The sequence below is a fragment of the Legionella clemsonensis genome (genome assembly GCF_002240035.1).
In the GTDB taxonomy this organism is placed as follows: domain Bacteria; phylum Pseudomonadota; class Gammaproteobacteria; order Legionellales; family Legionellaceae; genus Tatlockia; species Tatlockia clemsonensis.
In genome coordinates, this window is sequence record NZ_CP016397.1 from 377,201 (window position 1) to 392,207 (window position 15,007).

Consider the following 15,007-nt stretch of genomic DNA (forward strand, 5'->3'; position numbering starts at 1 on the left):
GCATGAAATTGCAATATGCGTTATCATTAGTATTTTAAATAAATATTGATTTTTCTTATGTTGTTATCCGAAAAATTGCAGTGTGCTGGTGATCATCCTTTTATCTTTACAGGTGCTGCTGGTCGTATGGAGGGTATATTAACCGTTCCTGCATCAATAAAAGACTCATTTATTGCCTTTTTAGGACATCCACATTCGCTGCAGGGTGGGACGATGAATAATAAAGTAGTCACCACACTGGCAAGAGCATTTAAAGAACTTGGTATTCCCAGTATTCGCTTTAATTTTCGCGGCGTAGGTCAATCAGAGGGAACTTATGATCATGGGGTGGGTGAAAGTGAAGACCTGTTGCAATTGGTAAATCAGTGGCAGCAGGAAAGAGCAGCATCGCGTATTCTATTTGCAGGTTTTTCATTTGGTTCTTATGTCGCCTACCGGGCCGCATCCCTATGCCAGCATGAGTTACTAATTACTATTGCGCCACCAGTGCATCATTACGACTATCATGAGTTTCAACCTTCGCCTCATCCTTGGATAATTGTGCAAGGGGATGAAGATGATGTGGTGCCAATAGCCTTGGTGGAAAACTTTGCAACCAATGAAACACCACCGCTATCGATGATTCAGTTTTCAGAAACAGGGCATTTTTTTCATGGAAAATTGTTAGAGCTTAAGGCTGCTATTATTGATGCAGTTCGCGCACAGGTGCCGACGCTATGACCTTAATAAAGCGCTATGAAGAGATTATTGCTTCAGGTGAGATTGAAGATGACCCTATACAGCGAACCGTGTTGGCATCAATGCAGCGTGTGTGTGACGAATTACGGCTCCCTCGTCGTTCCTGGTTCAATTGGTTACAAAAATTGCCACAACCCATAGGGCTCTATCTCTATGGTCCTGTCGGGGTTGGAAAAACTTTTTTAATGGATTTATTTTATGAACAGGTTGAGGAGCAGCACAAAGCACGCATTCATTTTCATCACTTTATGCAGCAAGTTGATGGGCAGTTGCGCCATTTACAAGGTCAAAAAGATCCCTTACGTCGCATCGCGACAGAGCTAGCAAAAACAATTCGTTTGCTATGTTTTGATGAATTTTTAGTTCACGATGTAGCTGATGCCATGATACTGGCGGAATTGCTACGCGCCTTATTTGCTCAAGGGATTGTTTTAGTGGCGACTTCAAACACCCAACCTGATGATCTCTATTTAAATGGGATCCGGCGAGAGCGATTTTTACCTGCGATTGCACTTATAAAGACCCATTGTGAAGTACTTTGTTTAGGCGAAAAGCGCGATTATCGCTTGGGAAGAGAATCATTACGTACTGCTTATTTGTATCCTTTAAATGCAGCGACGGAAGCGAGTTTAATCGAGCAGTTTATGGCGATATCAAAGACCGTGAAAAATAGAGAGAGCCTATCCGTCCAAAAGCGCAATATCCCCTTTATAAAATGCAGTGAAACAGCGGTTTGGTTTGATTTTAATGTGATTTGTAATCTACCACGTAGCCAGCTTGATTATTTGGAAATTGCTGAGCGTTTTGATACGGTATTTGTTAGTAATATTCCGCAACTTACTGCTAATGACACGATCCATGCCATTTTGCTAATGCATTTTATTGATGTGATGTATGACCGCGGAATTCGCGTTGTCATGTCGGCTGACGTCCCGATTGAGCAGCTGTATATTGAAGGTGAAATGAGCCAATCCTTTAAAAGAACACGCAGTCGTTTACAAGAAATGCAATCAGTGGATTATTTGCAAAGACACCCACGCCGTGTGGTGCAAAATTTGATTTAAACGCTGTAAAGCTAACATTACGGTGCTGTAAAAATAGAGTAGATTTGATCGGCGTCTTCAGGTTTATTAATTTTTGCTTTCGCTGCTTCCAACCGTGTTTCTATTCGACCAATGTTAAGTTTGAAAAAGGCCGCTACAGCTTTTTTTTGATGTGGTTCAGATTTAATCCCGTAACCCTCTATGGGCCAATAAGTAATACGATGAGTTTTTTTATCTTCAGTTTTCTTGGCAAAAACGATATGGAGTTGTGTTCTTTCAGCATCAACAGATTCTATTTTAGCCTCCAGACTTTCAAGATCCAATGCTTTTTGTTTCAAAAATTCGCGCAGTGTTCGAGGGTAACCCAAAGGTGTTGTAAGCTGAATAGTCAATGCTTTTTCTCGGACGTCTCTATTGAAAAGATGTACAATACCTTGAACTGCTAGTGTCACTGGTGCACTAATAAGCGTAGCTAGCGCTGAAAAAGCTAGTCTTGCGCCGTAGATAGGAATATTGATTGCGGCAGAGGGTATAAATAAAAGCCATGCAATTCTATTATATTCTTTATTATTTAAACACCATTGTAACAATAAAAAAGCAGCGGTGGGGATAAATAATGTGGCATAATCAAACAGTCCCACATGATTAGGTTTGCCTACATTATTAAGGGTGCCGTGAAATGCATAAAACGCGTCGCTAAATTTAGTTTTTAAAGAAGTGCGCAGTGTACGTGCGTGGGGGGTATTTCTGGTTTCTATAATTCCTGAAAATGGGTTGAAAAAATTGCGCATGATATCGTTAGAGTTTTTGCCTATGAGGCAAATTGTAACATGATTGGACATTAAGTGAAAATGAAATTTCCTGTTCGCTGGCCTGATTTATTGACATGGAGAATTAAAAATGACCATAAAAAAATTGATGCGGCTACTTTAAAGACTTGGCTTGAAAAAAAAGAAGCATTACTCGTTGATGTCCGTGATCCGGAAGAGCATGCTGCTGAAAATATTCCAGGTGCGATTTCTATGCCATTGAATGTGCTTTCAACAGAAACGTTACCTGATACTGAGAATAAAAAGCTTGTTTTTCATTGTAAAGCTGGAAAACGTAGCTTAAGTGCTTGCGAAAAGCTGGTAGCTGCCAATCCCAATCTTGAAGTTTTTACTTTGGAGGGTGGTATTAGTGCCTGGAACCAAGCAGGATATCCCGTCAATCGACAATAATGGTATGTGCTAAAATGAATATTTTTTTTCTAAATTGAGAATGATTCTCGATATCATTTGTGTTACACTTTGAACTTTCGTTGCTTTAAAAGTAAAAGTATGCGTATTACCGAGCTTGTAAAAGGTGACCGTGTTCGCCTGATTGATTTTGGTCTTACTGATGTGCAATACAGAAGGCGTTTACTCTCTTTGGGAATAACTCGAGGAATAGAAATTTCAGTGGTTAGAGTAGCGCCTTTGGGTTGTCCTGTACAGGTTGAAGTTCGGGGTACCTCTTTAACATTGCGCAAAGAAGAAGCGGCGGAATTGATTTGGGAGCGCCTATGACACATATTCTGCTCATTGGTAATCCAAACTGTGGGAAAACAACATTATTTAATGCCTTGACTGGGGCTAATCAGCGCGTCGGTAATTGGCCGGGTGTTACTGTAGAGCAGAAAATAGGGACTTATGATTTTAATAATTGCACTTATCAACTTACCGATTTACCGGGTATTTACTCATTAAGTTCCTCCAGCACGTCAAGCCAAGACGAGCGAATTGCTGCCAATGCCTTAATAACCTTAAAGACTGATGTCATTGTTAATGTGATAGATGCTTGCCACCTTGAGCGTCATCTTTATTTAACCAGCCAAATTTTGGAGTTAAACAAACCTGTCATTATTGTGTTAAATATGATGGATATTGCCATTCAGCGTGGGATAAAAATTGATGTTCAAGACTTGGAAAAACAATTGGGTTGTCCTGTTCTGCCAATTCAGGCTCATAAAAAAATAGGCCTAAATGCATTACATGACGCTCTTGGTCATCTACCTGCGGCAGCAAGGCCACTTAATATGACATTGTCGAGAGAAATAGAAAATGCTTTGGTAGAAATTGAACAACAGTTACACCCCGCAAACATTACTCCCTCCTTGGTTGGCTATTACGCACGCCGTATCCTGGAGGGTGACACTTGTTTGTTAGGGAATAAATCAGTCACCCTCTCAATCACTGATAACGCAGTTGATCTGGATATTGCTTTGGCCGATGCTCGCTATCAAAAAATTCATGAGATCGTTTTGGAAGTGCAAAAAAAACAGAGTGATGCCAGTGAGCATTTTACGGCGAAGCTTGATCGCTTTATTTTGCATCGCTATGTTGCTATCCCTCTATTCTTAGCCATGATGTACCTGATGTTTTTGTTTGCCATTAATATCGGCGGTGCCTTTCAGGATTTTTTTGATATTACTACGGATACTATTTTTGTTCAGGGGAGCGCCTGGCTACTACAGCAGCTGCACATGCCTAATTGGTTAATTGCGTTAATTGCAAATGGCGCAGGAAAAGGAATTAATACCACATTAACATTTATTCCTGTTATTGCTGCGATGTTCTTCTTTCTCTCCTTGCTGGAGGCTTCCGGTTATATGGCGCGCGCGGCTTTTGTCGTTGATAGGATTATGCGTGCCTTAGGTTTGCCGGGTAAATCCTTTGTCCCCATGATAGTCGGTTTTGGCTGTAATGTCCCTGCCATTATGGCGGCCCGTACTTTAGATTCTGAAAGAGATAGACTGTTAACGGTAATGATGAGTCCCTTTATGTCTTGCAGTGCGCGTCTGGCAATCTATGCGGTATTTGTCGCTGCTTTTTTCCCGGCTGGGGGACAGAATGTCGTGTTTTCGCTTTATCTGCTAGGTATTTTAATGGCGGTATTGACGGGATTTATTCTACGACACACAACGTTACGAGGCCAGGCCTCTCCTTTAATTCTTGAGTTACCAGCTTATCATAGACCAACGCTGAAGCGTTTACTTAAAGAGACTTCATGGCGATTAAGACATTTTGTACTTCGAGCGGGTCGTTTAATTATCCCTGTTTGTATAATCCTTGGCGGCTTAAATGCCATGACTCTTGATGGTGGTATTAGTACCGGAGAAGCCAGTAGCCAATCAGTCTTATCTTTGCTGGGGCAATGGCTAACCCCGTTGTTTGCGCCGATGGGATTACATCAAGACAATTGGCCGGCTACTGTAGGGTTACTAACGGGTATGTTGGCAAAAGAAGTAGTAGTTGGTTCTTTAAATTCGCTATATGCTCAACTCGGACATTTAGGACAAATTTCCGTAGTCCATTTTGATTTTTGGGGCTCACTATCAAACGCTTTTTGGTCTATTCCGCAAAATTTAGGTGAATTAGGTTCCGCTCTTTTCAATCCTTTGGTGGCCAATGCCCCTGATAGTGAAGTTTCCCAATCGGTTTATGGGATGATGGTAGCGCGCTTTGATGGTAAAGCAGGGGCTTATGCTTATCTGGTATTTATTTTACTTTATGTGCCTTGTGTTTCTACCATGGCGGTTATTCGCCAGGAGGCCAATCACAAATACATGTGGTTTTCTATAGTCTGGTCGTTTATTGTCGCTTATGTGAGTGCTGTTTTAATTTATCAGTTGGCTACTTATAGTGCTCATCCACAACAATCATTAGGATGGGTTTCACTGATTTTGGCAGTATTTTTTGTTCTATGGGTAATGATGCAACGATTCTCTTTGGGAGGCGAAGGTGCTGCTACAAATTCGTGAGTTTATACAACGAAAAAAAACTGTTAGTAATCAGCAAATCGCGCGCGAATTCAGACTGGATCTGGACACTCTGCAACCTATGCTGGAGATTTGGCTTCGTAAAGGTATAATCGCTTGCTGTCAGGAGAAAGCGCCCTGTCAAACACGTTGTTTTAAATGCAAGATTCAGCCAGTAGTGTATTATCAATACAATTCTGGTGAAAAATAACACTTATTTTACATTTTTAACGGCTTTTTGAGTGTGCTCAGTCAGCTATTTTGAGCTAAGATAGGGGTATTAGTCATATTAGGTAGATGAAATGGCAACAGAATTATCCTCAGAAGAGTATGCCAAACTAGCAGAAGAAGGTCGAAAGATTTTGGAGGAGAGTGAATCTGATCCTGTTGTATTGATTGAGCAAGTCTACCAGCTATGGTGGAGATGGTCTAATTTTGAGCTTTTTATTGTTACTCCTACTATTCATGCAATAGCCCCCCCCGTAGTTATTAATCCTGAGTTAATACCGGGCACTAATGAATTTGAATTTGTCTATGCAATTCATGATCACGGTTTTAAGTTAACCACTTCAAAAAGTACTGAGATGTATATGGCTGGCATGTCTAACTGCAAGCTGTACTATACCATTGAAAAGATGATTTATTTACTGGTGGAGCGCTTAAAGAGTGGTGGGATTAGTCAGGAAACGGAAGTGCAAGTTGCTTTTGGTGGTCATGAATTGGCACAACGTAAGGCGTTTGAGTCAATTATTAACTTAAACTACAACGTTGTCGTTACTAACTTTGATCCAGGTGCTTGGGGGGAACGTTACTTGCAGTCTGTAAAACGTCTTGCAGATAAAGGCTATGGTTATCCCTCAGAGGCTCCTCGAGAAAGCTTTCGTCAACCTCATGCGCATGCGCCAGGTTTATCGCGCTAACAAAATTTATTTTTAGCTCATGCATTGCCTATCCAGCAATAATTGCGGTATAAAACTTAAATAGTAAATTGATCAGGCTGATCCGGAGTTGCGTCTACATTTCGTCTATCAACACTTTGCAACTCAATTCCTTCCGTGACCTCTGTAATCTGATCCAATTCATCATTGATGATATGCAAAATATTATTCTTATCTCTTAAAGTCTCATCGCTATACTTCATTACTTCCGACAGTTCAGTCAATGACATCTCTAAAATTGCATTGGTTAGTAAGCTTAATAATTTAGGGGTTAATTCAGTCATGCTGGTAAAACGATTAATTAAACGGCTGCTTTGCTGGGTTAGCTCAGTAGAACGCGTATTTTCCTCAAGAACAGTGGCACTTTCTTCACGGTTAGAGGCATGTAATTTTTCCCATTTTGATTTGGCTGGTAAAGCGGAAGGATTTAGCTCCCTTTGGTTAATCGTATTAATAGTTTGTTGCAGGGCTTTAAGTTTTGTAACAGGAATATTGATAATCATCGGGCTATTAGCAGCAGGTAATTTAGCGAGTGCAAAAATTTCTTGAACCAACTTTGCCTGCGCTTCTGTTTGAACAGTTAAGCGGAGTGATAAGGCATGTGTTTCTGCCTCCCAGTAATATTCGATTTTGCCTGTTAACTGAGGTGTTTCACCCTTAAGCAGTGCCTTTAATTGTTTTAAAGTTTCATTTTGATAGCTGGACTTCAAATTAGGTAGGGTTTCAAGAAGGAAAACAGGTTTTGCTAATGCGCTTTGTCGTTTATTGTCATACTGACGCTCCACTTCTTTCATCAATTTTTTTAGAACCTGGGGTGAAAAATTACAACTTAAACCTTTCTCCGTAATAGTAAATTTCAATGAAAATTTGCTTGCCAATAATTCCCTAACGGCTTTATTAGGGGTAGTTAATGTATAACTGCCGTTTAACTCTTTTACTAATTGAAAAGGAATACGTTCTTCGGGTTTTGTAATTTGCATCTGATTAAGAAAGGCTTTCCCATCAGAAGACATGACAACGGTTGGTGAAACAACTTTTTCTAATTGGTCTAAGAAAGTAACTTCATCCGCGGTTAATGATAAACGCTGTTCGAAAGCCTTTAAAATCTGTCTATTACTTACCGCAGCTTTTGCTGACCACTTGTCAAGTAACTTTAAATAAGTTACTAATTCGTCATAGGGCATTGCTGTTTTTAAAGCAGCCTCAAGCAAATTTATTTTTATTTCTGTGAAATACAAATCAAACGTCTGCAATTTACCTGTACTAATGTTAAGTAACAGTTCATTTGTTAACTGTTGCAGAGGACTGCCTTCTCTGCATTGACTTCTAATTTGAGTCAAACGAAATAACAAGCTTTCTGCTGTAGGTGTGTTGGTTTGGATGCGATATAATTCATGGGTTAATCCAGGATAACTTTTCATCACATCTTCACTGGGATTTTCACCCGTTATCATTTTTCTTAAAAGATGTACGCCAATCATTCTTTCGGACATTGCTGTATCATAAAAAATACTGTAATTGCGGTACATAATATGGCGCGCCAAGCCTAGCGGGCTTGAGCCTCTAAATAGGCCTGGGACACTGGCTCCCGGGTTGGTAAATGTGAAGTCATCACGAAGTGTTCCGCAAACGCCATCTCCTTCATAGGGTTTTCCATAATCAAAACCATAAAAATAGCCATCGGCAAACCCTTTGTTTTGACCGTCTTTTCCTATGCCGTCTCTATCACCAATGGCAAGACAGAAAATCAGGTTGCGGCCTAAACCTGGTATAGGTTTACCGTGTTTTATAGAAGCTTTGGGGTTTTCAACTAAAATACCGTTATAGTCTGGTTCTCCTCCGCCATAAAGAAAATCAGTTAATTCTCTCAGGCCATTTTTCCAACCGCAGGCCAATAAAGCATGAGGGCCTTGAGGGCCTTTTAGCCAAACAATATTTTGATTTTGATTCTTATCACTGAATATTCTGGCTAAATGGGTACCTACATATTCACGAAGTGCTTCCTTGTTTGCTTTGACGCGCTCCTTGGCTGCTCCTTTTTCAGCATAATCAAGTTTATAGAGCCAGGCGCTTAATTGTTTGTTCTCTTTGACCGCTTCTTTGATTTGCTCACAAAGGGAAGCAATGACAGGAGATGGACTTTTAGCATCATAGGGTCGTGGCGTAATCGTGTTAATGAAGGTGGCAAAAGCAATCTGTTTTTGTTTTAACGCTGCTTCTCCAGGGATTTCTGAATCTATTTTTGTGAGGGTAGTTAATAAAATTTTATAAGCATTAACTTCGGTACTGTTCAGTCCTGTGGGAGAAGTAAACTTTTTGAGTTGTTCGAAGAACGCATGGTCTAAATCAATAGCTCTAAATCCAGGTTCCACTCCACTGGGTTTATTACCGTAGCAGAATTGCGTGGGATTAAACATGGTACCAATGCGGTTTAAATTTTGTTTGGCAAGTAACTTGGGTTGAGTGGGATCCGTTTTTGTGTCAATGCTATTGATAGAGGGACTAATTTTAGCTGATTCTATTTTTGGCGAGCCTACTACCGGAGTACTGATAGAAATTTTCATGGGCTCTGTCGCTACAGTGATGGGCGAAGGGAGGATGGTTGCTGTTGTCTTTTTACCAAGTTGTGCCGCCATTCGTAAAAATAAACCGTCCTCTTTTAAATGATACCCTGAGCCTTTGCTTAATTTTACGCCAAGCTGTTCTTCGCAAAATTTACCAATTTTGGCCAATTGGCTTCCTGAATTTCGGACACTAAGTAAAGTTCCATAGGTGGCTTTAAGTGTATCAAGCAGCATAAAAATTTTAGCATCAGACGATAGGGTGCTTTTTTGAATGTTGCCTATATTTTCTTGTAACTGGTCGATAATTTTTTTAGGTTCTGGGTCAAATTGTATTTTGGCGAGCGCTTTAAAAATAGTCTCACATTCTTTTGCAAACTGTTCACTACTAACCACCGATGTGGATTTCGTAGACAAAAATTTAATATATTGTTCTGCAAAGTCGTTATCTATCCCGTAACTTGTACCTTCACTTAGAGAATGAAATGCATTTTTATTAAGTTGCATCGTTCTGAAAAACTCCTCATTAATTTGTAAACCTCCCAATAGCAAATGATAGATAGCATTACGCAAGGGAGCCGATTCATAAACTACGGTGGTAAATGCTGTCCATGCAGGTGTGACTAAAGCTGGAGCAGGAAACTGTGCATGGGTTAGCAAATTATATAAGGCTCTATAGCCGCAACTCCAGGAGTCTAGTTGAGCGTTGTCAGAGTGAATACGAATATCTAAATTTCTTCCGGTAACGCCAGGAAATGCAGTGTATGGCTTTGTAGTACCATCAACAATAGAAGTCGTATTGTAATGAATTGCATCAGTTAGAACAGCTTGAACCGCTTCTTCTGCTTGCATAGAATCACGATAATCCACCCTTATGATGCCGGCCGCTGGATCAACCTGAATCAAGGCCTCAGTCCAGTGCGATCCCTGTGCTCCTAAAGCATGATTGTTGCCACCATTAATCAATAAGGGGATAGAGTAGGGTGCCAAGTTTGCACCACGTTTTTCTCGTTCAAAATGTAAAATCATCCCTATGTCTTCAGCATTTAAGCGGGTAATATGAACCCTGTCTTTAACGCCAAGCTTGATAAGCGCGCGCTCTAAATCAACTTCATTTAACCATTCGCTTGGGCCCAATTCTTCGGTGAGCAATTTTTCGGCAATTCCTAAATTGTTTGCCTGGGCATGCAAATCACGTAATGAACGATTTGCCATATTTTGTTTAAGCTGAATTCCTATAAGATGAGCCTCTTTCGCATTAAAAGTCTGGGCTATTGGGGGCGTGTCTTGCGAAAAAACGACAAATTTATCAAGCAATGCAGCCAGTTTGACAAAATGAGGCTGATGCGTTTCTCGGGTTGTCTGATTTTCACTGCCAATAGCAGTGACAGCAAGATTTTCATCATCAAGGTCATAAAAGAAACCTATTGCGTCGGCAAGCGGTTGATAATTTTCAGGTGTGTTTAACCAAAAGGGATTATAATCGCTAAATTTTTCTTTAAGATAGTTTTCAAGAATACGATTTATCTTGTCTTTTCGTAGGTTCTTCTCTGTTTCATATGAGGTTTCCATTGCATTTTCCTTACTCGATAAGACACCGGATTAATAAGCAATGTACTCATCGATTTTGGGATTCATAAGAATACGTTAACTCTTTAAAGTTAAGCAAAAATTAATCTTTTTGTAAAATTAATGAAAAACTCGAAAAATTATTTTCCTTATAATAGTTATCGTTTATTCATTTAATAGTAGAGGGTAATTAAAAAATTTACAGTTCTGTCTTATTTTTGTTCAAAAGGATGGTATAATAAGTGTCCACTAACCAGGAGTGATAGAGACATTGCGCTATGGGAGACATTCAAAATAATAAGGAAGGGAGTTCTCCTCGTCTTTTTCCTGTCGTTCAACGAGATGGAAGCATTCTTTATTTTTTTAGTGATTTTTCAGAGATGCTGGGGCAAGGTTCGTCAGCAGACGTATACAAAGGTTATCAGTGTGACCTGAAAATATCGCAAAAGATAACCAGTCCTTCATCCATTGGCAGAGAGGATGTCATTGTTCAGGAGAATAGTCCTGTCGCTATTAAAATTTACAAACCCGGTCACGCCCCATCTCCTTATCGAATTATAGAGCGTGCTTCTTCACTTATTGAAGTAGAAGGCAGAGCAGTATTAATTATGAAATTTATTGATGGCTTTCATATTAATCCTGACAGTGATGATAACCCACAACTTAAACATTTAACCTTTTTCCAGGCGGTTGATACTATATGGCAACTGATCATTGCCTTAAATCAATTGCATTATAACAATACAAGCGGCCCTTCTGTTGTTCATGGTGATATTAAAGGAACAAATTTAAAAATTAAATTATTAAAAGAGGGGGCATCGGACAAGGGTTCTGTTAAAGTAAAAATTGAGGTTTTCTATCTTGATGATGACTACAGCAAGCCTATACTTGCTATGCCACAAATAATTCAAGGAACTCCTGAACATTTTGCGCAGGAAATCCTTGACGGCCACTATTCTGAAGCCAGTGATTTTTATGCTTTGGGTCCCCTTTTGTTAAGTATTTTGGGAGCCAAAAACCCTTTCAAGGACATCCTAGCCTTTCGGGATGCTAACCCTTTTATCGATTTCAGACTTCTAGTAAGGCATTATGCAGAGATAGGCTACAATACCGAAGGATTATTTAGTCATTTTACCCACGATAAACCCAATGCTTTTATTTGCCAGTTACTGAAAGATTTCGTCCTGAAGATGGTTGCCAGAGAAAAAGAACAGCGACCAGCGCCTGATGCGGTATTAGAATTTTTTACGGCATTGCGGCAATGGTGTTTATTTAGTGAAAGAAATGAAGAAACAAATTTCTATTTGTTACGCATGATGATTGCTGCTAATCACTCGCTTTGGTTGCGTGATAAAACGATGCAACAATTATTTTTCTCACTGGACGAAAATTTGCAACATCGCTTGATTGGTTTGATGACTGTAGAAGAAAAGCATCAACTTTACAAGCTGGGTAACGCGAATAACGCTGTACTTAATGATTTGGTAAAACTTTGTTTACGACCACTCACTGAAACTCGACAAAGCTCCTTGTTTTTTACCCCAGTATTAACACAAAAAGCATTAAAATGGTTACTTCTGTGTTTTGAAAAAAGGAATTGGCAAGCATTTTTTTCACCGCAGCAATTTGAGCTAAGAGAAACACTTAATTCTGTGCCTCATGAAATAGCACCTTTGGTTAAGACCATTGTGGAGCAACTAACCAAGGAAAAATTACAGACACAAGTTTTAGAGAATTTTCCTGTTTTGTCTGATCAATCCTATAACTACTTATAAAGAAATCAATTGCAACCGCGTTTTTGTCCAACGATAAAGGAGCTGTTGAGGATTACGAAAACGAAGTAAACCACCTGCCAGTGCTGGTAAGACTAAAATTAAACGTCCTGCAGCTTGCCACCAATTTAGCTTGCCATTGTCAGAAATGAGCTGTAAGCGCCAGGCTCGCATTCCGATGGTCTGGCCTCCATGCCTAATAGAAGTTAAATAATAACCAATAAAGAGTGTCAACAGACTGTATTGATACCACTTTGTTGCTGGCGCAATCGCCATGCCATGAGTCGTTAAAAGGCAAATGGCGGTAAAGCCAAAAGATAAGGCAGTAAGGATAAAGCTATCATAAATTTGTGCAGCAATATATCGGAATAACATCACTATTTTTGTCCGCTCATGGCTTTTGTTCCTAAAGAAACCTGTTCCAGACACTCAATATAGACTGTACTTAAGTCCAGCCCAAAGTATTCTGTCTCCGTCAAATTTTCCCAGTGTCCTTCCTCATAAGCAATAACAATATCAAGAATTTTGCCAAAAGGCCCTTTCCGAGATAGTAAGGCTAGTTTAATGTCGTTTGCCAGGGTAATTTTGTCAATCAAATTTTCCAAAGGACTGTCCATTAGACTGTCTAACACTGAAAGTAACCCAGCTGTATAAGCACTTTGCGCACAAAGATCAGGTTGGGTCTCAGCCAACTTTTGTGCCATATGGGCGCGAATTAAACCCGATTCAACTATCTCCAGCGGTTTATTGGAGACATTGGTCATAGATAACACCATCACCCAGTTTTTTAAGTTACAAATACCTAGCCGTACAACGGCTTGCTGGATAGATTCAATGTCTTGATATCCAGAAAAAGCAACGGAATTGGCTACTTTAAGTAATTGATAACTTAGCATGGGATCGGTTTGAATCAGTTCAATGACCATCTCCATGTTAATGTCTTGTTCTTGCAATTTTGTGATTAGTTCCAGCAAATTTAATTTATTCGCTGCAATCTCTGTCTTTTCAGGTGCTTGTGGATGGAAAAGAAAATCGCCGCAATAAAAATCCATCCCCATTGCTTTGGAACGTTCAAAGCTATTGGGATGACTGAGATCATAAGCAATTACTTTTCGCTGTCTCTCCTGACTGTATTTGACGACTTTGGAAACGTTGGCTGCTGTCATTAAATGTTCACTTAAAGCAATGTACTCTGCAAAATTTAACCATGCGAGCTGCTGTGGACTATCAATTAATAAAGCCAGACGATGCGGGGAGGATTCTAACTCTTCACGTGGGCAGCTATGATTAATATCGCCCGCATGAAGTTTGAGGACAATAGGCTGCTCGATGGGAGATTCTGCTTTTTCAATTAAAAATCGAAGTGCATAGGGAATGAATAAGGGAAGATATTTTGCGGTATTTCGTTGAATGGTTGCAAAATGCTCAAAAAGTTCACTATGTTCCTTTGCTTGTTTGTTAGCAATAATTTCAATGCCGGCACATTCCAATCGTTGATTGTAGATAGTGCGCTTAATCAGCATAGCTAATTTCCTATAGGCTTTTATTAAAAGCATAGTATGGTAATTAAAAGATGGCGAAAACTTTAGGCTCAGAACAAGGCTGAAACTTTGCGCAAAAAATATAGAATGATATACTGCGCAGGTTTCAACTCATGGAACACCGGCATCGTTTTTTTTCCTTTTTGGATATATTTTGCAATTCAAATTGCATCCAAGCCTACTAAATACTGTGCTGTGTGGCATGAATTTTAATTTGAACTTGCGCCTGAGGCGTTCTAATAGATAATTAGATAAAACTTATAAGCAGGTTTAAGTAAATTTGACTATGACTGATAAAGAGTGATTATGCTATATTGATTAGCATTTCTTTTTAAGGAAGATTTTGACTGTGAATCAAAAAAGACCAATAAATCTTGATTTGGGAACAATGAAATTTCCCCCCATGGCCATTGCTTCGATTTTGCATCGAATCTCAGGTGTTGTCCTGTTCTTGTTAATGCCTGCGATGCTTTATTTTCTGGCGTTGTCACTTCAGAGTGAAAATTCTTTTATAGAATTGCAACAAAAGCTCGCTCATCCCTTTCACAAACTTGTATTGTGGGCATTCGGTGCCGCACTTGTCTATCATCTGTTAGCAGGTATTCGCCATTTACTTATGGATTTAGGCTATGGGGAACAACTTAAATCGGGCCGCCGCAGTGCTATTATCGTGATTGTTTTGTCAATAATATTGACTCTTCTTCTAGGAATCTGGATATGGTAACCAATATTACAAGTTTAACTGGGAATGGTTTAAAGGATTGGTTAATTCAGCGAGTTACCTCCGTTTATTTTGCCTTTTACTCCCTGTTTTTGCTGGGCTATTTGCTTTTTCATCCACAGCTAAATTATGCACAATGGCACAGCCTGTTTCATCACCTTGGCTTTAAAGTGGCAAGCCTCATTGCTTTATTTGCCATTTCCTTGCACGCTTGGGTAGGAATTTGGACTGTAACCACTGACTACATTAAATGTACAGCGATAAGACTCACCGTGCAGATGGGTGTTCTTTTGTGGCTGCTGGGCCAATTTGTTTGGGGCTTAATAATTTTGTGGGGGCAATAAGC

14 protein-coding genes are annotated in these 15,007 nt (G+C 39.7%); 10 read left to right on the plus strand and 4 right to left on the minus strand.

The window, feature by feature from the left end; genetic code table 11:
• Positions 1–57 precede the first annotated feature (57 nt).
• Together clem_RS01585 and zapE are read left to right on the plus strand one after the other, a co-directional pair.
• A complete protein-coding gene (locus tag clem_RS01585) occupies positions 58–720 on the plus strand; it encodes an alpha/beta hydrolase (protein WP_094090009.1) in 663 nt (220 codons plus the stop codon).
• Positions 717–1,802, plus strand: a complete 1,086-nt coding sequence (gene zapE, locus clem_RS01590) for a cell division protein ZapE (RefSeq protein WP_094090010.1) — start codon at positions 717–719, stop codon at positions 1,800–1,802. Before clem_RS01585 ends, zapE begins: the two co-directional genes overlap by 4 nt.
• Positions 1,803–1,819: 17 nt before the next feature.
• Here zapE and clem_RS01595 read toward each other — a convergent pair whose 3' ends face one another.
• On the minus strand, positions 1,820–2,572 hold the full coding sequence (locus clem_RS01595; protein WP_157698144.1) for a hypothetical protein: 753 nt from the start codon (positions 2,570–2,572) through the stop codon (positions 1,820–1,822).
• A gap of 60 nt (positions 2,573–2,632) precedes the next feature.
• On the opposite strand from clem_RS01595, the gene clem_RS01600 reads away from it, so the two are divergent.
• The 5 genes from clem_RS01600 (at position 2,633) to clem_RS01620 (ending at position 6,479) form a co-directional block, all read left to right on the plus strand.
• The gene (locus clem_RS01600; protein ID WP_094090012.1) at positions 2,633–3,001 is read left to right on the plus strand and encodes a rhodanese-like domain-containing protein; all 369 of its coding nucleotides are present in this window, start codon (positions 2,633–2,635) and stop codon (positions 2,999–3,001) included.
• Between the two features lie 99 nt (positions 3,002–3,100).
• Positions 3,101–3,328, plus strand: a complete 228-nt coding sequence (locus clem_RS01605) for a FeoA family protein (protein WP_094090013.1) — start codon at positions 3,101–3,103, stop codon at positions 3,326–3,328.
• The gene (feoB, locus tag clem_RS01610) at positions 3,325–5,562 is read left to right on the plus strand and encodes a Fe(2+) transporter permease subunit FeoB (RefSeq protein ID WP_094090014.1); all 2,238 of its coding nucleotides are present in this window, start codon (positions 3,325–3,327) and stop codon (positions 5,560–5,562) included. Before clem_RS01605 ends, feoB begins: the two co-directional genes overlap by 4 nt.
• Positions 5,543–5,770 carry a FeoC-like transcriptional regulator gene (locus tag clem_RS01615; RefSeq protein ID WP_094090015.1) on the plus strand — a complete coding sequence of 76 codons (228 nt, stop codon included), beginning with the start codon at positions 5,543–5,545 and terminating at the stop codon, positions 5,768–5,770. The genes feoB and clem_RS01615 overlap by 20 nt, the downstream gene beginning before the upstream one ends.
• 91 nt (positions 5,771–5,861) lie before the next feature.
• Complete coding sequence (locus clem_RS01620) at positions 5,862–6,479, plus strand: virulence factor (protein ID WP_094090016.1); 618 nt, start codon at positions 5,862–5,864, stop codon at positions 6,477–6,479.
• A 56-nt stretch (positions 6,480–6,535) separates the two neighbouring features.
• Here clem_RS01620 and clem_RS01625 read toward each other — a convergent pair whose 3' ends face one another.
• Positions 6,536–10,630: a hypothetical protein gene (locus clem_RS01625; protein WP_094090017.1), complete on the minus strand. Its 4,095-nt coding sequence runs from the start codon at positions 10,628–10,630 to the stop codon at positions 6,536–6,538.
• A 275-nt stretch (positions 10,631–10,905) separates the two neighbouring features.
• Here clem_RS01625 and clem_RS01630 point away from each other — a divergent pair, with 275 nt between their 5' ends.
• Positions 10,906–12,402 carry a protein kinase domain-containing protein gene (locus tag clem_RS01630; RefSeq protein ID WP_094090018.1) on the plus strand — a complete coding sequence of 499 codons (1,497 nt, stop codon included), beginning with the start codon at positions 10,906–10,908 and terminating at the stop codon, positions 12,400–12,402.
• Here the strand turns inward: clem_RS01630 and clem_RS01635 are convergent.
• Together clem_RS01635 and clem_RS01640 are read right to left on the minus strand one after the other, a co-directional pair.
• Complete coding sequence (locus clem_RS01635) at positions 12,397–12,774, minus strand: RDD family protein (protein WP_094090019.1); 378 nt, start codon at positions 12,772–12,774, stop codon at positions 12,397–12,399. The genes clem_RS01630 and clem_RS01635 overlap by 6 nt on opposite strands.
• 2 nt (positions 12,775–12,776) lie before the next feature.
• Positions 12,777–13,922 carry an EAL and HDOD domain-containing protein gene (locus clem_RS01640; RefSeq protein WP_094090020.1) on the minus strand — a complete coding sequence of 382 codons (1,146 nt, stop codon included), beginning with the start codon at positions 13,920–13,922 and terminating at the stop codon, positions 12,777–12,779.
• A 367-nt stretch (positions 13,923–14,289) separates the two neighbouring features.
• Here clem_RS01640 and sdhC point away from each other — a divergent pair, with 367 nt between their 5' ends.
• Entirely contained in the window at positions 14,290–14,664 is a 375-nt protein-coding gene (gene sdhC / locus clem_RS01645; protein WP_094090021.1) for a succinate dehydrogenase, cytochrome b556 subunit, read from the plus strand.
• Positions 14,658–15,005, plus strand: coding sequence for a succinate dehydrogenase, hydrophobic membrane anchor protein (gene sdhD / locus clem_RS01650; protein WP_094090022.1), 348 nt, complete (start codon positions 14,658–14,660; stop codon positions 15,003–15,005). The genes sdhC and sdhD overlap by 7 nt, the downstream gene beginning before the upstream one ends.
• The last annotated feature ends 2 nt before the right edge of the window (positions 15,006–15,007 follow it).